This is a genomic window from Kitasatospora sp. NBC_01560 (genome assembly GCF_045208415.1).
In the GTDB taxonomy this organism is placed as follows: domain Bacteria; phylum Actinomycetota; class Actinomycetes; order Streptomycetales; family Streptomycetaceae; genus Kitasatospora.
On the sequence record NZ_CP109364.1, the window covers coordinates 5,283,350 to 5,302,879 of the forward strand.

General features: G+C 75.8%; 19 protein-coding genes. 11 read left to right on the forward strand and 8 right to left on the reverse strand.

From position 1 onward, the window contains the following. Positions 1 to 73: 73 nt before the first annotated feature. Both OH807_RS23105 and OH807_RS23110 read right to left on the reverse strand, forming a co-directional pair. Complete coding sequence (locus OH807_RS23105) at positions 74 to 2,683, reverse strand: lysylphosphatidylglycerol synthase domain-containing protein (protein WP_406202005.1); 2,610 nt, start codon at positions 2,681 to 2,683, stop codon at positions 74 to 76. Positions 2,684 to 2,809: 126 nt separating this feature from the next. Then, entirely contained in the window at positions 2,810 to 3,571 is a 762-nt protein-coding gene (locus tag OH807_RS23110; protein WP_406202007.1) for an SDR family oxidoreductase, read from the reverse strand. A 167-nt stretch (positions 3,572 to 3,738) separates the two neighbouring features. On the opposite strand from OH807_RS23110, the gene OH807_RS23115 reads away from it, so the two are divergent. The 5 genes from OH807_RS23115 to OH807_RS23135 all read left to right on the forward strand — a co-directional run bounded on the left by OH807_RS23115 (position 3,739) and on the right by OH807_RS23135 (position 8,008). Next, positions 3,739 to 4,632 carry a helix-turn-helix transcriptional regulator gene (locus tag OH807_RS23115; protein ID WP_406202010.1) on the forward strand — a complete coding sequence of 298 codons (894 nt, stop codon included), beginning with the start codon at positions 3,739 to 3,741 and terminating at the stop codon, positions 4,630 to 4,632. 61 nt (positions 4,633 to 4,693) lie between these two features. Then, positions 4,694 to 4,960: a UBP-type zinc finger domain-containing protein gene (locus OH807_RS23120; protein ID WP_406202012.1), complete on the forward strand. Its 267-nt coding sequence runs from the start codon at positions 4,694 to 4,696 to the stop codon at positions 4,958 to 4,960. Between the two features lie 162 nt (positions 4,961 to 5,122). After that, positions 5,123 to 5,395 carry a hypothetical protein gene (locus OH807_RS23125; protein ID WP_406202014.1) on the forward strand — a complete coding sequence of 91 codons (273 nt, stop codon included), beginning with the start codon at positions 5,123 to 5,125 and terminating at the stop codon, positions 5,393 to 5,395. Positions 5,396 to 5,659: 264 nt separating this feature from the next. Then, on the forward strand, positions 5,660 to 6,916 hold the full coding sequence (locus OH807_RS23130; RefSeq protein WP_406202017.1) for a serine hydrolase domain-containing protein: 1,257 nt from the start codon (positions 5,660 to 5,662) through the stop codon (positions 6,914 to 6,916). Positions 6,917 to 7,033: 117 nt separating this feature from the next. After that, complete coding sequence (locus tag OH807_RS23135) at positions 7,034 to 8,008, forward strand: sigma-70 family RNA polymerase sigma factor (RefSeq protein WP_406202019.1); 975 nt, start codon at positions 7,034 to 7,036, stop codon at positions 8,006 to 8,008. On the opposite strand, the gene OH807_RS23140 is transcribed toward OH807_RS23135, so the two are convergent. Further along, a complete protein-coding gene (locus OH807_RS23140; protein WP_406202022.1) occupies positions 7,919 to 8,293 on the reverse strand; it encodes an STAS domain-containing protein in 375 nt (124 codons plus the stop codon). The two genes, OH807_RS23135 and OH807_RS23140, sit on opposite strands and share 90 nt — an antisense overlap. Before the next feature lie 197 nt (positions 8,294 to 8,490). Between OH807_RS23140 and OH807_RS23145 the strand changes: the two genes are divergently transcribed. Beyond that, on the forward strand, positions 8,491 to 8,928 hold the full coding sequence (locus tag OH807_RS23145) for an SRPBCC domain-containing protein (RefSeq protein WP_406202025.1): 438 nt from the start codon (positions 8,491 to 8,493) through the stop codon (positions 8,926 to 8,928). Between the two features lie 109 nt (positions 8,929 to 9,037). Further along, positions 9,038 to 9,529: an NUDIX domain-containing protein gene (locus OH807_RS23150; RefSeq protein ID WP_406202028.1), complete on the forward strand. Its 492-nt coding sequence runs from the start codon at positions 9,038 to 9,040 to the stop codon at positions 9,527 to 9,529. Between the two features lie 134 nt (positions 9,530 to 9,663). Here the strand turns inward: OH807_RS23150 and OH807_RS23155 are convergent, their stop codons facing one another. From OH807_RS23155 to OH807_RS23175, 5 genes are all read right to left on the reverse strand, one after another. Next, positions 9,664 to 10,413, reverse strand: coding sequence for a Clp protease N-terminal domain-containing protein (locus OH807_RS23155; RefSeq protein ID WP_406202031.1), 750 nt, complete (start codon positions 10,411 to 10,413; stop codon positions 9,664 to 9,666). 120 nt (positions 10,414 to 10,533) lie between these two features. Next, entirely contained in the window at positions 10,534 to 11,247 is a 714-nt protein-coding gene (locus OH807_RS23160) for a class I SAM-dependent DNA methyltransferase (RefSeq protein ID WP_406202033.1), read from the reverse strand. Positions 11,248 to 11,398: 151 nt separating this feature from the next. After that, positions 11,399 to 12,136, reverse strand: coding sequence for a tyrosine-protein phosphatase (locus tag OH807_RS23165; protein ID WP_406202035.1), 738 nt, complete (start codon positions 12,134 to 12,136; stop codon positions 11,399 to 11,401). Positions 12,137 to 12,312: 176 nt separating this feature from the next. Continuing rightward, positions 12,313 to 13,056, reverse strand: a complete 744-nt coding sequence (locus OH807_RS23170; protein WP_406202037.1) for a VC0807 family protein — start codon at positions 13,054 to 13,056, stop codon at positions 12,313 to 12,315. Between the two features lie 243 nt (positions 13,057 to 13,299). Further along, a complete protein-coding gene (locus OH807_RS23175; protein ID WP_406202040.1) occupies positions 13,300 to 13,995 on the reverse strand; it encodes a hypothetical protein in 696 nt (231 codons plus the stop codon). 522 nt (positions 13,996 to 14,517) lie between these two features. On the opposite strand from OH807_RS23175, the gene OH807_RS23180 reads away from it, so the two are divergent. The 4 genes from OH807_RS23180 (at position 14,518) to OH807_RS23195 (ending at position 19,520) form a co-directional block, all read left to right on the forward strand. Next, entirely contained in the window at positions 14,518 to 15,252 is a 735-nt protein-coding gene (locus OH807_RS23180; RefSeq protein ID WP_406202042.1) for an RNA polymerase sigma factor, read from the forward strand. Then, complete coding sequence (locus OH807_RS23185) at positions 15,249 to 16,247, forward strand: hypothetical protein (RefSeq protein ID WP_406202044.1); 999 nt, start codon at positions 15,249 to 15,251, stop codon at positions 16,245 to 16,247. Before OH807_RS23180 ends, OH807_RS23185 begins: the two co-directional genes overlap by 4 nt. A gap of 279 nt (positions 16,248 to 16,526) precedes the next feature. After that, positions 16,527 to 17,129, forward strand: a complete 603-nt coding sequence (locus OH807_RS23190) for a hypothetical protein (RefSeq protein ID WP_406202045.1) — start codon at positions 16,527 to 16,529, stop codon at positions 17,127 to 17,129. Between the two features lie 216 nt (positions 17,130 to 17,345). Then, positions 17,346 to 19,520, forward strand: a complete 2,175-nt coding sequence (locus OH807_RS23195) for a bifunctional polysaccharide deacetylase/glycosyltransferase family 2 protein (RefSeq protein ID WP_406202047.1) — start codon at positions 17,346 to 17,348, stop codon at positions 19,518 to 19,520. The last annotated feature ends 10 nt before the right edge of the window (positions 19,521 to 19,530 follow it).

Genomic DNA, 19,530 nt, shown 5'->3' on the forward strand with positions numbered 1-19,530 from the left:
CCGAGCACCCCGCCGCCGAGCACCCGGGCGAGGACCGGGAGCGGCGGCCGCAGCAAGCGACTACAGCGAGCGACTACAGCGCGCCGCGCCGCTGGAGCCAGGCGAACGCCGCCCAGCCCGGCAGCACCGGCAGGACGAGGGTGAGCAGCCGGTAGAGCGCGACGGCGGCCAGAGCGCCGCCCTCCTCCATGGACGCGGTGTGCTCCAGCAGCGTCACCAGCGCGCTGTCCACGGCGCCGGCCCCGCCCGGGGTCGGCGCCGCGTTGCCGACCGCGTTGCCGATCAGGAAGACCACCGCCACCGAGGCGAAGGCCGGCTCCCGCCCGACCGCCCGCACGCAGCAGTACAGGCAGGAGACCAGGCAGAGCGAGACCAGCAGCTGGCCGGTCACACCCATCGCCAGCCGCCCGGGGTTGCGCAGCAGCTCCAGCAGCCGCGGCAGCACCTCGGAGGTCAGCGGCCGCAGCCGGGCCGCCAGCCAGCGGCGGGCGGGCGGCACCGCGGAGACCCCGCCCAGCAGCACCGCGGCCCCGGCGAGGCCGCTCACCACGGCGGGCAGCGCGTCCAGCTCGGAGCCGCCCGGCTCCAGGTCCAGCAGGTAGACGAAGGCGCCGAGCTGCAACAGGTGCAGTACCAGGCCGAACAGCTGGCCGACGCCGACGCTGGACAGCGCCTGGGCGGTCGGGAGGCCGGCCCGCTGGAGGAACCGCGTGTTCAGGGCCACCCCGCCGACGCCGCCCGGCGAGACCAGCTTCACGAAGCAGCCCGCCACCTGGGCGAGGACGGCGCGGCGGAAGTCCAGTCGCTCGGGCACGAAGCCGACGAACCCCATCGCGGCGGTGAAGTGGCTCGCGGTCGCGGCCAGCACGGCGAGCGCCAGCCAGAGCGGGTCGGCGTCGCCGACGGCGGCGATCGGGTTCTGCTCGCTCGCGAACAGCTGCGGCAGCAGCAGCCACCCGGCCACCACCCCGCCGCCCACGGCCAGCAGCGTGCGGGGGCGCAACCGCTCCAGCTTGACCGCGCGGACGGGCGCCTGCGGCCTGGTCCGCAGCACCTCGGCGCGGATGGCGTCCAGCAGCTCGACGGGCGGCGCCGGGGCCGGGGCGGCCCCGGCCCCGGCGGCGGCCGCGGACGGGGCGCCGGCGGCCCGCTGGGCGGCCGCGGCGCGCTTGAGGGCGCTGCGAGTGGTGCGGGCGAGGGCGATGGGCTGGAGCAGCGGGAGGGCCGCGCCGACGGCGTCCGGGCCGAGCACCGCCACCGCGCTGCGCACCGCGCGCTCGGCACCGGTGCGGAGCGCGATGGTGGTGAGCAGTTGGGCGATGTCGCAGAGCAGCACCAGCTCGCTCGCCGCGATGTCACCGTCCGCGAGGTCGACCAGGTGCACCGCGCCGGCCTCGTCCACCAGCAGGGCGGAGGGGACCAGCGCGCGGTGCGAGATCTCCCGCCGCTGGAGCAGCGCGAGCTGGGCCCAGGCGTCGGCGAGCAGCGCGTCGGTCAGCTCCTCGTCGGCGAGCCGGTCCAGGGTGCGGCCGGGCAGGTACTCGTAGGCGACCAGCGCGGTGTCGCGGCCGAGCTCGGCGGTGGCCGCGATCCGGCGGGTGCGGACGCCGGCGGCGACGGCCGCGTAGGAGACCAGGGCCTCGTGCTCCAGCCCGGTGCGCAGCGAGCGCAGCGCCCGGGGGTGCGGGGCGGTGCGCAGCCGCAGCCGGCGCCAGGCGCGCTGGACGAGGGCGGCGGTGACGGCCTGCCGGTCGAGCAGCTGGACGTCCAGGTCGGGGCGCCCGGCCTCCTGGCGGACCAGGTAGCGGTCCGGCCCGGCCGGGCGGGCGGTGACCGGGCGCAGGCCCGCCTCCCGCAGGGCGCGCAGCAGCTCGGCGGGCCGCGGCCGGGGGTCCGGCGTGCCGACGGCGTAGCGGGTGCCGTTGGCGGCGGCGACGCCGATCAGCAGACCGAGCAGCAGCGCCGTCGGGGTGGCGTACCCGGCGGCCAGCCCGGCCAGGCCGGAGACGGCGAGGGCGGTCCGGGGCACCCGGCGTTCGCGGGCGTCGGAGGCGATGAGGAAGGCCAGGACGGGGGCGAGGTAGCCGTAGACGGGTTCGGTGTGGGCGAGGCCGGCGCCGGGCAGCGCCTGGGTGAGGGCGGCGACCAGCGAGGCGGGGGCGACGCCGTCGACCCAGAGGTCGAGCGCGAGCGAGAGCCCGTAGGCGAGGACGGCGGCGAGCAGCCCGTCGGACACGTGCTGGAGGGTGCGCCGTCGGTCGGGGGACGGGCTGAGCAGCCGGCGGGCGGCCGAGTACACCGGGACGAGCAGCAGGGCGGCGGTGGAGAGGCCGCCGGCGATCCCGGCCAGCGGGCGCGGCACCAGTCGGGCGGCCTGGCCGACATCGCTGGCGATGCCGCCGGTGGTGGCCCGGGCGTAGTCGGCCAGCAGCAGGGTCAGGGTGATCGCGGCGAGGCCGGCGAGGAACCGGATCAGCGTGACCGGTTGGCGGACCCGCCCCGTCCCGGCGGGACCGGGGGCGTCCGGGCCGGAGTCGTCCGGACCGGGGCCGGTGGGTCCGGGGCCGTCCGCGCCGGGGGCGTCCGGTATGTCCGGTGGTGTGCCGGGGGCGGCCTGCCCGGGTATCCCGCCCGCCCGGGCACTGCCGGTGTCGCCCTCTGTTCTCCCCGTCACAACCGCCACGGGTGGCATGCTCCCACGGCGTGTCCCGGATCGGCCGGGGAACCCGTCGACCGGGCCCGGAACCTGCCGGCGGACCGGCTCGGTTCGGGCGGCGGGCGGCGGTGGCGGGTGGTGACGGGCGGCGGGTCAGGCCTGGCGGGTCGGCAGCGCGACCAGGTGGCGCAGGTTGACGTGCCGGGGGCGGGTGACGGTGTAGGCGATCAGGTCGGCGATGTCGTCGGCGGTCAGCGCGGGGATCGCGGCGAACATCCCGCCGAGCTGCTCGCGCAGCACCGGGTTGTCGATGTGCCCGCCCAGCTCGGTGTCGGTCAGCCCGGGCTCGATCGCGCTGACCCGGACGTCCTGCGGGCCGAGCTCGGTGCGCAGCGCCGCGGAGAGCTGGGTGAGCGCCGCCTTGGTGGCGCCGTACACGGCGTAGTCGGGGAAGACGATGTGCGAGGCGATCGAGGAGACGTTGACCAGGTCGGCGGTGCGGCCCTCGGTACCGGCCGCGGTGAGGTCGGCGGCGAAGGCGCGGACGATCCGCAGTGCGCCGGTGAGGTTGGTGTCGATCATCCTGGTCCACTCGTCGATCCGGCCGTCGGCGAGCGGGTTGGCCAGCATCACGCCCGCGTTGTTGACCACCAGGTCGACCGGGCCGTACGCGTCGTGGACGGTCTTGGCGGCGGCGTCCACCGAGGCCTGGTCGGTGACGTCGGCGGTGACGGCGAGGGCCCGGCCGCCCGCGGCGGTGATCTCGGCGGCCAGCGCGTCCAGCCGGTCGGCGCGCCGGGCCAGCAGGGCGACCCGGGCGCCGCCGGCGGCCAGCAGGCGGGCGGTGGCCTCGCCCATGCCGCTGGCGGCCCCGGTGACGACGGCGGTGCGGGTGGCGAGGGCGGGGTAGCTCATCTTCGGCTCCTGGGGAGGGTCTTCGGGGGCTGACGGGAACCACTCTGCGCGCGCCCCGGCCCGCCACCCAGGGCCGTGCCCGTCCTGGGTAGGCGCAACCCGGGAAAGCTCATCCTGGGACAGGCGTTACCACCCTTGCGGTGCGCACCCGGTCTACGCTGCCGGGCATGGAGAACACCGTGGGGGACTTCCTTCGTACGCGCCGTGCCCGGATCCAGCCGGAGGAGGTCGGCCTCCCCTCGCACGGCCGCCGCCGGGTCCAGGGGCTGCGCCGGGAGGAGGTGGCCCAGCTCGCCGGGGTCAGCGTCGACTACTACGTCCGGCTGGAGCAGGGCCGCGGCGGCAGCGCCTCGGACGCGGTGCTGGACGCGGTGGCGCGGGTGCTGGGGCTCGACGAGGTGGAGGCCGCGCACCTGCGGTCGCTGACCCGTCCGCCCCGGACGGCCGCCGGGCCGCGCGGCCGCCAGCAGGTGCGGGAGGGGACGCGGCTGCTGCTCGACCTCATGCCCGGGGTGCCGGCCTTCGTGCTCGGCCGCCGGATGGACGTGCTGGCCTGGAACGCCCTCGGGGACGCGGTGCACGGCTTCTCCGCCCGCCCCCTGGGCGAGGCCAACGCGGCCCGGCAGGCCTTCCTCGACCCGGCCGCCCGCGAGTTCTACCCGCAGTGGGAGGCCGTCGCGGCCGAGACCGTGGCCTACCTGCGGCTGGACGCTGGCCGGTACCCGGAGGATGCCCGGCTGGCCGCCCTGGTGGGTGAACTGTCCGTGCGGAGCGAGGAGTTCCGCCGGCTCTGGGCGGACCACCAGGTGAAGCAGAAGACCCACGGGGTCAAGCTGATCCGGCACCCGCTGGTCGGCGAACTGGACTTCGGCTACGAGACGCTGGCGGTCAACGGCTCGCCCGACCAGTTGCTGGTGGTGTTCACCGCGCCGCCGGGCTCGCCGACGGCGCAGCGGCTGGCCCTGCTGGCGAGCTGGACGGCACCCGGCGTCGCGGCGCCCGACGTCGTGGCCGCTGCGAACACCGTGGCCCCGGCGGAGGCCCCGGCCCCGGGGGACTGACGGGCCGCCGCGTGGGGCGTGTCTCGGGCCGCGGCCGGGCGGCCGTCACTACCCTGCGTCCATGAGCGCCTGCGAAGACCTCACCGCGGCACCCCCGGACATCGCCCCCCTCCCGCCGGCGGACGGCTGCGCCGACTGCCTGGCGCAGGGGCGCCGGGACTGGGTGCACCTGCGGGTCTGCCTGGACTGCGGCCACGTCGGCTGCTGCGACTTCTCGCCGCAGCGGCACGCCACCGCGCACTTCCACAACAGCTCCCACCCGGTGATCCGCTCGTACGAGCCGGGGGAGGACTGGCGCTGGTGCTACGTCCACGAGGTCATGGGCTGAACCGGGCCGGTGCCGGCGGCCGGCTCGGGCCGGTTCGCGGGGTCGGGGCCGCGCACTGCCCGAGCGGGGCAGGTGTAATCCGGCCGGAATGCGGACATAACGCCCGTGCGGCCCTCCCGGTCCACGTGTGTGCGGCCGGTGACCGTCGAAGGGAGGCCGACCATGACCAGGCTGGCACCGAGCAGTACCCGCAAGCTCCGCCAGGGCACCCAGGAGCTGCTGGAGCGCCGGGGTATGGCGACGACCCCCGCACCGGCGCCGCCACGGCTGCGCGCCGACGGTCCGCCCGCCGCCACCGGCCTCTCCGTCGGCGGCTCGGCCTTCCGGCACGGCGGCCACGACGCCGACGTGGCGGGGATGCGCTCCGCTCCTGCGATGCACGCCGAACTGAAGGGCCACCGCCACCGCGGCGCGGAGAAGCACTCGGCGCACTGACGCACTGACTGACGTCCTGACGTCCTGACGTCCTGATGCGTTGATGCGCCCACCGGCCCCGGGCGCCGAGGGGCGGGAGCCGTCGGAGCCCGACCGGCCCGGCTCCCGCCCCTGACGTTCGGGCAGGAGCCCTTCGGGGATCTCCCGGGGGTGGCTCCGGGGCAGCTGGGGGATCGTCCCGGATGGCCGCCGCGGCCCGCTCCAACAGACTCGTACCGGAACAGCACGACCCCCCGGACGAGCCGCAGTTGGAGATCACCCCTGATGAACAGCCCTCAGCGCGAACGCCGTTGGACCACCGTCGCCGTCGCCGGTGCACTGCTGGCGGCCGTCGGCGCGGGTGTCGCGACGCCGGCCCTGGCGGCCGACCGGCCCGCGGGCGGCGCCGGTTCGGTCGCGGCCCTGCGCCCGGCCGCCCCGCTGGACCGCGGCGCCCTGGCGAAGACGATCGCCGACCTGCCGTCCGCGGGCATCACCGGCGCACTGGTCCGGGCGGACGGCCGGGGCGGCCGGTGGACCGGCACCGCCGGGGCGGACGTCCCGGCGGACGCGCGCTTCCGGATCGGCAGCATCTCCAAGGTCTTCACCGCCACCGTGGCGCTCCAGCTCGCCGCCGAGCGGCGGCTCGACCTGGACGGCACCGTCCAGCAGTACCTGCCCGGTCTGCTCCCGGCGGCCTACCCGCCGGTCACCGTCGGCCAGTTGCTCGACCACACCAGCGGCCTGCCGGGCGGCGGCGGCCTGACCTCGGGGGACGGCACGGAGAGCTGGTTCGCCGAGCACCGGGCGCAGTCCTGGACGCCCGCCCAGGTGGTCGCCGACGCCGTCCGGCAGCCGATGGGCTTCGCGCCGGGCAGCGCCCAGCAGTACAACGGCATCAACACCTTCGTCGCCGGGATGCTGATCGAGAAGGTCACCGGCCGCACCTTCGCGCAGGAGGTGCAGACCAGGATCGCCCGGCCGCTCGGCCTGCGGGACACCGTCGTCCCGGACCGCGACGACGTCTCGTTGCCGGGCCCGCACGCACCGGCCTTCGTCGACGTCCCCGGCCCGGACGGCAGCCGGCAGCGGGTGGACGTCACCGAGCAGAGCCCCTGGCCGTGGGCGGAGGGCGGCATGATCTCCTCCGCCGCCGACCTGGACCGCTTCATGACCGCGCTGCTCCGCGGCCGCCTGCTGCCGCCCGCCCAGCAGGCCGAGCTGTTCCGCGTCCCGGACGTGCCCAACGTCCGGAACCGGAACTGCGAGATCGGCCCGACGGCCGGCCACGCGTGCTTCAGCAAGGGCCTGATGAGCGCCACCCTGCCGAACGGCCTGGTGGTGTGGGGCAAGACCGGCTCCCGGCCGGGGTACTCCGACGCCGTCTTCGCCACCCGGGACCTCAGTCGCCGGGTGGTCGTCTCGCTGAACCCGACGGACACCTCCGGCAAGGAGTTCCCGGCGATGTGGCGGATCGTCACCACCGCCTTCGGCTCCGGGCAGACGTACGACGCGCAGCCGGGGCCGGCCGGGACGCGGTAGCCCCGCGGGGCGGTCCGGTGCCCGCGCCGGTGCCGGTGCCGGTCTCAGCGCCATTGTCAGTGCCCTGCGGTACGTTCGAAGTGATCACTGGCGTTGGGCAGCACTTGGGGGCTCGGGATGGCCGACCTGATGACGGAGGAGCCGGTCGAGCTCCAGCTGGAGCGGTACCGGAGGGAGCTGACGGGCTACTGCTACCGGATGCTCGGCTCGGTCTTCGAGGCCGAGGACGCGGTGCAGGAGACCATGGTCCGGGCCTGGCGCGGCCACCGGGGGTTCGAGGGCCGGGCGGCACTGCGCTCCTGGCTGTACCGGATCGCCACCAACGTCTGCCTGGACGCGTTGAACGGCCGCAACAGCCGGGCTCGGCCGATGGACCTGGCCGGTCCGTCCACCGTGGCCACCGCGACGGACGCCCAGCTGCCCGAGGTGACGTGGATCGGCCCGGCGCCCGACGGCCGGATCCTGCCCGAGACGGGGGATCCGGCCGAGGTGGCCGCCCAGCGCGAGTCGGTCCGGCTGGCCTTCGTCGCCGTGCTCCAGCGGCTGGCGCCCCGGCAGCGGGCGGTGCTCATCCTGCGGGAGGTGCTGGGCTGGAAGGCCGCCGAGGTCGCCGAGCTGCTCGGCGTCACCGTGGCCTCGGTCAACAGCGCGCTCCAGCGGGCCCGGGCGGTGCTCGCCGCGGACACCGCGGCGGCCCGCCCGGCGCCCGTGCTGGACGAGGACCACCGGGCGCTGCTGGCCCGCTACGTCTCGGCCTTCGAGGCGTACGACATGGACGGCCTGGCGGCGCTGCTGCACGAGGACGTCACGCTGAACATGCCGCCGTTCGCGCTCTGGCTGCAGGGCCACGGCGACATCCGCGAGTGGATGCTCGGCCCGGGCTGCGGCTGCCGGGGTTCGCGGCTCGTCCCGGTGGTGGCCAACGGCAGCCCGGCCTTCGGGCAGTACCGGCCGAGCCCGGAGGGCGGCCACGAGCCGTGGGCACTGATCGTGCTGGACGTGTCAGAGGGCCGGATCGGCGGGCTCACCAACTTCCTCGACACCGACGTGCTCTTCCCGCTGTTCGGGCTCCCGCCCCGGCTGGACGCGTAGCGCGCGCGGGCCGGGCGGGGCCGGGCTCGCCGGCGGCCCGGGGGCGACGGGCAGCACGTCGGCCAGGCCGGTGAACGCGAGCAGCTCCCGCAGGGGGCTGCTCGCGTTGGTCAGCACCACCGGGACGCCCTGCCGGGCGGCGGCCAGCCGGAGCCGGGCGAGCGCGTCGACCAGGGCCAGGTCGGCGTCGGCGAGGGCGCCGAGGTCGCAGGTCAGCTGGGGTGACGGCGGGGCAGGGGATGCGGTCGGCGGTGTGGGCGGAGCGGCTCCGCGGTCGGTGTTCACACAGCTTGGACCGGTGGAGCGGGCGCGGCTCATCGGTCGGCCGGAGGATTCCGGAAAAAAAACTTTCGCCGGGAGCGATGAGTTTCGGGTGCGGCCCCGGTCCACCCCTCCGACACCGCACACCGGCGGCACCACACACCTGTGGCACGACCTGCCGGTGGCACCGCACACCGCACCGCGAACACGAGGGACACCACATGAGCGAGACCCTGGGCGAGCTGACCATCACCCGCGAGCTGCCCGCCACCCCCGCCGTCGCCTTCCGGGCGTACGTCGACCCGGAGCAGTTCGTCCGCTTCTGGGGCCCGGTCGGCACCCACGTGCCGCTGGACACCGTCACCATCGAGCCGGTGGTCGGCGGCCGTTACGACAGCACCATGGTCATGGACGCCACCGGCGAGAGCTACCCGCTGACCAGCCGGATCACCGAGATCCGCGAGGGCGAGCTGCTCGCCATCGCCGAGGACAACATCGGCCTGCGCTCGACGCTGACCTTCAAGGACCTCGGTGACGGGCGGAGCGAGGTCGTCCTGCACCAGACCGAGGTGCCGGCGATGTACTGCGGCCCGGAGGCCGAGGCGGGTCTCAACTCCAGCTTCGACCGGCTGGTCGAGCACCTCTCCGCGTCGGCATGACCGGTGCCCCGCCGGCGACGGCGGGGCACCGGGGGTCCGGGGCCGGCGCGGGGGTGCTGCGAGGGTGGCAGAGTGGGTGCACTTGCCCCTGCGCCGGAGGAGGACCGCCGTGTCGGCCGAGCCGTTGAAGTCCAAGGAAGAGTGGCTGGCGTCCCTGCCGCGGATCTACGCGGCCGCCGGGGGCGTCCTGCGGGACGCCTCTGGGCGGATCCTGATCGTGAAGGCCGGCTACCGGGAGCACTGGCAGTTCCCCGGCGGCACGATCGACCTCGGCGAGGGACCGGCCGAGTGCGCGGCGCGGGAGCTGACCGAGGAGACCGGGCTGGTCCGGCCGGCCGGTGACCTGCTGGCGATCTCCTGGACCCACCCGTCCGACGAACTCGACCACCCGGCCGAGCACTTCCTCTTCGACTTCGGCAGCGTCCCGGACGGCACCCCCGTGACCGTCCCGGCCGGCGAACTGGACGACTTCCGCTGGGCCACCGAGCAGGAGGCGCTCGAACTGCTCGGGCCGGCACGGTCGTTGCGCCTCCGGGCGGCGATCGAGGCGGCCGCCGACGGGCGGGTGCGGATCATCACCACCCACGTCTCCGGCTTCTGAGCGCAGGGGCACCGGACCGCGGTGCTCCGCCCGGGGACGATCACCGTCCCCGGGCGGACTCGGCGGCTTCGGCGGCGTCGGACTTGGCGGCGTCGGCCGTGTCGGTCGCGCCGGCAGGCTCCGCCCGGTCCGGCTCAGGCCGGGGAGTCGGCCTGCGTCGCGATGTACGCCGCGACGGCCTCCGCGGTGAAGGTCTCGGCCTCGGCCTTGTCGACGCCGAGGTCGGCCAGCACGCCGGTGCCGTTCTCCTGCTCCAGCAGCGCCAGCAGGATGTGCTCGGTGCCGACGTAGTTGTGTCCCAGCTTGAGCGCCTCGCGGAAGGTCAGCTCCAGCACCTTCTTGCCCTCGGCGTCGTACGGGATCAGCGCGGGCACCTCCGCGGCGGCGGCCGGCAGGGTCGCGGTCACCGCCTCGCGGACGGCCCCGGGGGCGATGCCCTGGGCGGCCAGCGCCCGGACGCCCAGGCCCTCGGGCTCCACGAGCAGCCCGAGCAGCAGGTGCCCGGTGCCGATCTCGGTGTTGGCGGCCGTGCGGGCCTCCTCCTGCGAGGCCATCACCACGTGCCGGGCCCGGTCGGTGAACCGGCTGAAGCCCTGGCTGGGGTCGAGGTCGGCCGGGGTGCCCGGGGTCTTGGGGACGAAGCGCTTCTGGGCGGCCTGCTTGCTGACGCCCATGCTGTGGCCGATGTCCGTCCAGGAGGCGCCGGAGCGGCGGGCCTGGTCGACGAAGTGGCCGATCAGGTGGTCGGCCAGTTCGCCGAGGTGGTCGGCGGCGATGACCGCGTCGGAGAGCTGGTCGAGCGCGTCGCTGTGGACCTTCTTGATCGCGTCGATCAGGTCGTCGAGGCGCAGCGGAGTGGTCTTGGGAACGATCGGATTCTCCATGCGTCAACCGTAGGTTGTCGACCCGAGGATCGTCAACCACTGGTTGACGATGTTCCGAGTTGTGTCGCCCGCGGCTACCCCAGCGCCTCGCCCGCCGCTACCCCGGTGCCTCGCCCGCGGTTACCCCAGCGCCTTCCGCTCCCAGACGTACGCGGCCGAGACCGGGTGGCTGCGGTACTTCTCCCACTTGGGCTTCAGGGCGATCCAGGCGTCGTCCACCACCGCCTCGGCCATCTCCACCAGCGTCCAGCCGGCCGCCAGCCCGGCGGTCAGATGGTCGGAGACGAGGTGGATGTGGGTGGTGATGGCGATGTCGCCCCCGCCGGAGCCGGTGAAGTGCGTGGGCATGCCGGCGGCCATGATGAAGTACGGGTGCAGGCCGACCAGGACGAACCGGCCGCCCGGGCGGACCAGCCGGTACGCCTCGCGGTACAGCGGGCCGAGGTCGGCCAGGTGCTCGTCGATCAGCGAGGAGACGGCCAGGTCGTAGCTGCCGCCCGGCAGTCCGGTGGCGGTGACGTCCGCCTCGGTCAGGCTGTCGTGGACGGCCTTGCCCCGGGCGACCGCCAGCATCTCGGGGGTGAGGTCCACGCCGTCCAGCACCAGCCCGGGGGCGGCCTTCGTGCGGAGCCAGGCGCCCGTGCGGCCGGTGCCGCAGCCGAGGTCGGCCGCGCGGGCGGCCTCCGCCCAGGCCGGGGTGGTGAGCCGGTCGAGCACGGCGAGGTCCATGGCGTCCTCGACGGTGCGCTCGTACGTCCCGACCCATTGGGCGTAGCCGGTGCGGACGTCCACGGTCGGGTAATTGCGGGTGTCGAAGTCGGAGAAGTCCACCATGGTCCGAAGTATTGCCCGGGGCCCGGCCGCCCGCGAACGATTATCGGCACCCCCGGCTGTCGCGGCCGGTGGTGCGGACGGTGCGTCAGGTTGGCCGACGGGAAGGGCCGTTGGGGCTGTACGCCGGGCGGGGCGCGGTGGCCCCGGCCGCTCAGGGGCCCAGCAGTCGGGTGCGGACGGCGGCCAGGTCGGCCGGGTCGACGCCGGCGGCGAGCAGGCGGGCGGCCGGGTCGAAGCCGTCGAGGGTCGCGTACAGCGCGGCCTCGGCGGTGGTGCCGGCCTCGGCGAGCACCGCGTCGATCCGGCGGTACTGGTCCGGCAGGCCGAGCATGCCGTACAGCGGGCGGACGTTGGGCGCGCTCAGCAGGTAGTCGGCGACGATCTCGGCCGGCTCGGCGCCCGCGAGGGCGAGCAGCAGCAGGGCGGCGAGTCCGGTGCGGTCGCGGCCGGCGCCGCAGTGCACGACCAGGCCGCCGGGGCGGGCGCCGGCGATGGTGGCGACCAGTTCGGCGGCGGCGTGCGGGCAGTGGTCGAGGTACGGGCGGAGCGCGAGCGGTGTGCCGTCCAGCCTCCCGTACGTCTCCCACCAGGCGGGGCCGGCGAGTTCGTCCAGCGGGACGCGGACCAGCTCGATGTCGTCGGGGAGCGGGAGGAGCGGCTTGTACTCCTCGATGTTGCGCAGGTCGACGACGGTGCGTATGCCGTGGCCGAGGAGGGCGTCCCAGCCCTCGGCGGTGAGGCGGTCCAGGTTGTCGGCCCGGACGATCGCGCGGTGGGCGGTCCGGGCGCCGTCGGTGGTGCGGAGGCCGCCGAGGTCGCGGACGTTCAGGCAGCCGTCCCAGACCAGGGTGCGGTCCTCGGTGGTGGTCAGCGCGCGCGTCCGGCTCATCAGGATCCCCGTTTCTCGCGGGGGTCCGTTACCCCCTCGTTATATGAGGACTGCCGGGGCGGCCGGATGGTTCCTCGGGCACTTCGGTGGTGACGGCGGATCAGGTGCGGCTGCGTGGAGCAGGTGGAGTAGGCAGGGCGGGTGGAGCAGGTGGAGCGAGTGGAGCAGGGGCGGGGTCAGACGGTGGTCGGCTCGGCGGCCTCGGTGCGGACGAGCTTCTCCATCGGATCGGCCGCCTTGTGGCCGAGCACCGAGCCGGCCGCGATCGCGCCGATCAGGAAGACGGTGGAGAGCCAGGCCATGGTGGACACCGGCAGGGTGAAGGCGCCGACCACCCGGGCCACGCACTCGGTCAGCAGCGCGGTGCCCCAGATCCCGGAGAAGAGGCGCTCGTAGCGGCGGAAGTCGCGGGAGCGGGCGGCCCGGCCGCCGGCCAGGCGCTCCCAGGCGGCGGTGCGGGCCCGGTCGCCCTTGGTGAGGAAGGGCATCAGCACCGACGACATCAGCGGCCGGGAGAACAGCGCGGAGAAGAGGATCGCCAGCGCGAGGCTGCCGCTCAGCGCGCCGTCCTTGGCGAGCATCAGCCGGGCGTCGCCGGTGACGGTGGTCAGCGCCAGGCCGACCAGGTTGACGCCGAGCATCATCGACGCCCAGAGGTTGATCCGCCGCTCGCGGACCAGGCCGAGGACGGTCCGGACGGCCGGGATCGCGCCGCTCCAGGCGAGCGCCGCGAACTCGCTCGTCCCGAAGACGGAGTGCAGCAGGTAGTACCCGGCGAGCGGGGCGGCGACGTCCAGCGCCAGCGGGCGGAGCGCGGTGCGCAGCGGGTTCGGCGCCTTGGTGGCAGTGGCGGCGGTGGCGGTGCCGGCGGCCTCGGCGGTGGCGGTGACGGCGGCGTGGGTGCTGATGACCTGGCTCATGGTGGGTTCCTCCCCGGACTGGCTGCTCCGCCGCGGGCCGGTGCCTGCGTCGTGCCTCCAGTTTTCCGCCCGGACCCTCCGTCAGAGCAGTGTCGTCCGTTGCGGGATCCGCATGACAGTTGTCACCGTGCGCGTCGTGACAGTGCCGCCGGCCTGCGGGTTCGCGCGCGGCCGGGCCCGGGCCGGCCCCGCCGGGGTGTCACCCGCCGGCGCCGACGCCAGGGCCCCGGGGAGACGGGGCCGTCACCCGGCGGGCCGGTCGAAGGACCAGAGCTCGCGGCCCAGGGTGTCCAGGCAGCACACCGTGCGGAAGCGGGCGTCGTCGGCCGAGAGGAAGCCCTGCGCGACGCCGCGCAGGACGGTCCGGGCGACGCTGTCCGCCCTGGTCCACGCGCCGGTCAGGAGGAGCTGCTTGTCGGCCAGCTCGGCCCGCTGGATCCGGGGCACCGAGACGGCCAGCAGGGCGGCGTTGACCTGCTCCAGCTCGCCGGGGGAGAGGTACGTCTCGCCGGTGCCGGTGCGGTCCCGCTCGACCCGGCGGATCAGCTCGGGCAGGCCGTAGTGGCGCACGGCGGCGATCGAGTCGTCCAGCGCGACCAGCCAGCGCGGGCCGGGCAGCACCTCCCACCAGATGTCCGTGCCGACCGGCAGCACCTCGCCGATCCGGGCCCGCCAGGCCTCGACGCCGTAGACGGCGCGCGGGTCGGGGCGCAGCCCGGGGCGGCCGGCCGCCGACCAGTCCGCCTTGCGGACCAGGCTGAGGTCGAAGGTGTAGCGGACCCGGTCGTCGAGGTGCTGCTCCACCACGCCGAGCAGGGCCCAGTGCGTCTCGTCGGGGAGGCTGAACGTCCGGCGCCACCCGGTGAGCCCCAGGGCGCGCAGGGCGGGCGCGAGGTGGTCGCGCAGGCCTCTCGCGTGGAGCTCGGGGGCAGTCGTCATCACGGTCTCATCCCTGGTGGGGGTCGTGGCCCGGCGTGCCGGTGGGCACGTCCACGGGTCGTCGGTGCCGGCGGGGGCGTCGGCCGGGCGCCGCGCGCCGGGGGAGGGGCGGGCGGCACGGGGCGGGCCCGTACGTGGGCCCGTGCGTCGGCCGGGCAGCCGTCGGGAAGCCGTCAGTGGGGGCCGGTGGCGGCGGTGGGGGCCGGTGGGCCGCCGGGTCCGGTCCGGATCGCGCGGCCTTCTCCACCGTAGGCGGGCGGGAGCGGCCGGGGCTGTGGGCGAAGGCCAGTCGCCGGCGGGACCTTGGGCCTCCCGGCCGTGCGCCCTTGGTCCGGTCCGGGCTGTCGGCCGGGTCGGCCCGAGTCGCCCGGATGGCGCATGATGTGGCGGGTGCAGAGTGCAGAACGCCCCGGAGCGGGCACCGACAGGGCCGTCGGCCGGTCCGGACCGGCACCGGTATCCGGCCCCCCGTCCGACCCGCCCGCAGGCCCGGGCAGCGCCCCCGCCGATCTGTCGGAAGCGGTGCGGGCCGCGCAGAACGGCGACGAGGAGGCGTTCCGGCTGCTGTTCCGGAGCGTCCAGCCGGGTCTGCTCCGCTACCTCCGGGTGCTGGTCGGCGGCCGGCCCGAGGACGTCCAGGACGCCGAGGACATCGCCTCCGAGACCTGGCTGCAGATCGCCCGCGATCTGGGCACCTTCTCCGGCGACGGGGACGGCTTCCGGGGCTGGGCCGCGACCGTCGCCCGCAACCGCGCACTGGACCACCTGCGGGCCCGCCGCCGCCGCCCCGTCGCGGACCTGCCGTTCGAGTACCTGTCCGAGCTCGCCGCGGGGGACGACACCGCGGGCGCCGCGCTGACCGCGGTCGGCACCTCGGACGCGCTGGCGCTGATCTCCAGGCTGCCCCGCGACCAGGCCGAGGCGGTGCTGCTGCGGGTGGTGATGGAGCTGGACGCGGAGAGTGCGGCGCGGGTGCTCGGCAAGCGCTCGGGCAGTGTGCGGATGGCCGCGCACCGGGGGCTGAAGCGGCTGGCCAAGCTGCTGGAGCAGTCCTTCCCGGGGGCGGGGATCCCGGCCCAGCAGCCGGTGAGCGGTTCGTCCGGGCAGCCGGACCGCTCGCCTGCCGCGCCGGGCGGTGCGCACAGAGCGGGCGGCACCCGCAGAGCCACCGAGCGGGGTGCCGGGAAGAGCGGGAAGAAAATTCCTCCGCAGGGTGTGACAGAACGCCGGGCCGCGACGCTGAAGGACATGAGATGAGCACCAACCGATCCCGTCGGATCGACCCGGACACGGCCGAGCACCTGCTCGGCGGCGCCGTGGGCCGACCGGCGGCCGGGCAGGAAGCCTCGCTCACCGGCCCGGAGACCGGGGTCGCCCACGTGTTGGCGGCCGCCGCCGCCCCGCCGGTGGCGGGCGAGCTGGCCGGGGAGGAGGCGGCCCTGGCCGCCTTCCGGGAGGCCCGTCTCGTGTCCGTCCCTGCTGCACCCGCCGTACCCGCACCCGTCCGGAGACGATCGATGGCAACCGCCGCGCTGGCCAGGGCCTTCAGCACGAAGGCCGTTGCCGTCGTGCTCGGGGCCACTGCGCTCGGCGGCGTCGCGGTCGCGGCCGGAACGGGCAACCTGCCGTCCCCGCTCGGCGGCGGTTCAGGCGGTTCCGGCGGACCGGAGCACCCGCCGGTCGCCCCGGCCGTGGTCGGTTCGCCGGCCGCGCCGGGCACGAGTGCCGGCACTCCGGGCAGCAGCCCCGCGGCACGGCGTCCCGCCGGCAGTCCGTCCGCCGGCGGTCCGTCCACCGGCGGGTCGCCCGCCGCCGGGGCACCCGACGGGACGGCGAAGCCGCCGGCGCCCGGTGCTGTACCGCCCGTGCCGGCCCCGACCACCGGGGAGACCCGCGGCGGGCCTGCCCGGCTCGCGCTGATCGCCCTCTGCCGGGGGTTCGCCGACCGGGCGGGCAAGGGCGAAGGCCCGCGCGCGCTGGTCACGGATCCGAAGTTCGGTGCGCTGGTCGCGGCGGCCGGCGGTCCGGACAAGGTGGCCGAGTACTGCGGGGAGGTGCTCCGGCAGGCGAGCGACGACGACCGTAAGGACGCCACCCCGCAGCCCCGCAACACCGGTGAAGGCACCGTCGGCGGCAACGGCGGAAAGGGCGCGGCAAGCACCCCGGCCGCGCCCGTCGTGCCGACGCTCCCCGACTCCCGCCCGAAGCCGGAACGCACCGACCGGTCCGCCGACGCCTCGCCCAAGAGGTAACCCCAGGAACTCCGGATGGGCGGTGGGCGATTCCCCCCGGGCCCGCCGTCCATCCGGACCGAACCACCTGCACCACCCGCACCACCCCGCACCACCCACAGACCCCGGGTGGCCGGCCGGCTCCCCCGTGCCAGCCGTTCATCCGGCCGGCCGCGGCCGGACCGGCAGGCGCACCCCGGACGCGCCACCGGCCCGGCCCGGCCGGGCCCTGTGCGGCCCGCCCGCCCGCAGTCGGGCGGGCCGCACGCCCGCACGACCAGATCAGACCTGGACCCGACCGTGACCGTCACCTTGTACGACCACGAGCCGGCGGCCGGGGATCCGCTGCCCGGTTCCCCGGCCGCCTTTCCTTCCGAAGAGGCCGCCGAGACCACCGTCCCCCCGGTGTTCGTGGACTCCTCCGGCCGCCGCCAGCGGCGGGTGCGCCGCCTCGGCCTGCTGCTCGCCGTGCCGGCCGCCGGCTACCTGGCGCTGCTGGCCAGCACGGTGCTCGGCGGCCCGACCGTCAGCGCGCCGTTCCTGCCGCTGCCGCCCGGGCCGAGCGCCGCCGCGCCCGCACCGTCCGGTCCGGCGCCCGCTCCGGAGCAGTCGATCACCGGCTCGCCCGGGCCGGACAGCGTGCAGCCCCGGACGGCGCAGCCGACGGCGGGCGACCGCCGCACCGCTGCCCCGGTGGTGGCCGGTCCGCGACCGTCCGCCCCGGCGGCGGGACCGTCGGCGCCGCCGCCCGCCTCCGCCACTCCGGGCGGCGGCAGCGGGGGCAGCACGGGTGGGGCCACTCCGGGCCCCGGCCCGACTCCCGGCCACGGCCGCCCCACCGACGCGCCGGGCAACTCCGGCAACGCGGGCGGCAAACCCGCCAAGTCCTCCCCGACGCCCTGACCCCTGGTCCCGGACCCCGCGGAGCTCCGTGATGGTGGAGCTCCGGTCGGGCCCGGCCTGCGCCAGGCCCCTGTTCTCCGGCAGGCCTTCCGTGGCCCGACCCCTCCCGAAAGCGTCCCCGTGAGCACCTCCCGCCGTCGAAGAAGCAGTCGCCCCGGTCCCGCCGCAGCCCCACGTGCCCGACGCGGCCGGCGCGGCGTCGTCCGCCAGGGTCCGGTGCGCACCCACTGGCTGCTGCTGACCGCCCTGCTGTGCACCCTCGCCGCCACCCTGCTGATCCAGGGCTACACCCAGCACCTCTACGACAAGCGCCCCGACCAGGAGGCCCGCCGGGCCGGCTCGGCCTCCGTCCCGCAGCAGGTCCTCGCCGGCGGCCCGGTGATCGACACGGCCCGCCCGCAGCCCCGGAGCGCCGCGCCGAAGCCCGGCACCGTCGCCCTCACCTTCGACGACGGCCCGGACCCGCGCTGGACCCCGGAGGTGCTGGACACCCTGCGCCGCAACGGCGTGCACGCCACCTTCTTCGTGGTCGGCAACCAGGTCGCGGCCCACCCCGACCTGGTGCGCCGGATCGTCGCCGAGGGCCACCAGCTCGGCGTGCACACCTTCACCCACACCGACCTCGGCGCCCAGCCCGAGTGGCGCCGCTCGCTGGAGCTGCGCGAGACCCAGCTGAGCCTGGCCGGCGCCGCCGGGGTGACCAGCTCGCTGCTGCGCCCGCCGTACTCCTCCACCGCCGACGCCCTGGACGACCCGGGCTGGTCCGCCGTCCAGCAGGCCGGCCGCGAGGGCTACCTCACCGTGCTCACCACCCGCGACAGCGAGGACTGGCGCCGTCCCGGTGTGGACGAGATCGTCGAGGCCGTCGCCGGCGGGCCCGCCGACGAGGGCCGGATCGTCCTGATGCACGACTCGGGCGGCAACCGCTGGCAGACCGTCGCCGCGCTGGACAACCTGCTGCCGCAGCTCAAGGCGCACGGCTTTCGCTTCACCACCGTCAGCGAATCGGTCGGCCTGCCGGACCCCGTTCACCCGGCCACCGGGGCCGAGCACTGGCAGGGCCTCGGCCTGATCTGGCTGCTGCGGACCGGCGACTGGACCCTCACCGTGCTGGGCTGGCTGCTCTACGCGGCGGGCGCGGTGAGCGTGCTGCGCGCGGCCGCCGTCCTGGTCGCGGCCCGCCGGCACAAGAAGCTGCGCCGCCGCCGGCCGTGGGGTCCGCCGGTCACCGAGCCGGTCAGCGTGATCGTGCCCGCCTACAACGAGTCGGCCGGCATCGAGGCCGCCGTCCGTTCGCTGCTCGCCTCCGATCACCCGGTCGAGATCATCGTCGTCGACGACGGCTCCACCGACGGCACCGCTGACCTGGTGGAGTCGCTCCGACTGCCCTGGGTCCGGGTGATCCGGCAGGAGAACGCGGGCAAGCCGGCCGCGCTCAACACCGGTATCGCCGCCGCCCGCGCCGAGCTGCTGGTGATGGTGGACGGCGACACCGTCTTCGAGCCGGACGCCGTCCGGATGATCGTGCAGCCCTTCGCCGACCCGTCGGTGGGCGCCGTCTCCGGCAACGCCAAGGTGGTCAACCGGGGCGGGCTGCTCGGCCGCTGGCAGCACATCGAGTACGTGGTCGGCTTCAACCTGGACCGCCGGCTCTTCGACCTCGCCGAGTGCATGCCCACCGTCCCGGGCGCGGTCGGCGCGTTCCGCCGCTCGGCGGTGCTGGCGGTCGGTGGTGTGGGTGACGAGACCCTCGCCGAGGACACCGACCTCACCATGGCCCTCTGCCGGGACGGCTGGCGGGTCGTGTACGAGGAGCGCGCCAAGGCCTGGACGGAGGCACCGGCCTCGCTCTCCGCCCTCTGGCGGCAGCGCTACCGCTGGTGCTACGGCACCCTGCAGGCGATGTGGAAGCACCGCGGTGCGCTGCGCCAGCGCGGGCAGGCGGGAAAGCTGGGCCGGCGCGGTCTCGGCTACCTGCTGATGTTCCAGGTGCTGCTGCCGCTGCTCGCCCCGGTGGTGGACGTCTTCGCGCTGTACGGGCTGGTATTCCTCGACCCGGTGCGGATCGTCGGCCTCTGGCTGGCGTTCCTGCTGGTCCAGCTCCTGATGGGGGTCTACGCCTTCCGGCTGGACCGGGAGCGGATCGGCCCGCTCTGGAGCCTGCCGTTCCAGCAGTTCGTCTACCGGCAGCTGATGTACCTGGTGGTGATCCAGTCGGTCTTCACCGCCCTGGCCGGCTCCCGGCTCCGCTGGCAGCGGATGCAGCGGTACGGCAGCCTGCGGGTGCCCGTTCAGGACGGCCCGGCGGACGCGACCCCGGGCCCCACGAGCGGCGGGGGCTATCGTGCACGGGTGCACGAGGCGGTCCGGGACCCCGGGCACGGCACGTGAGGGGAGCGGA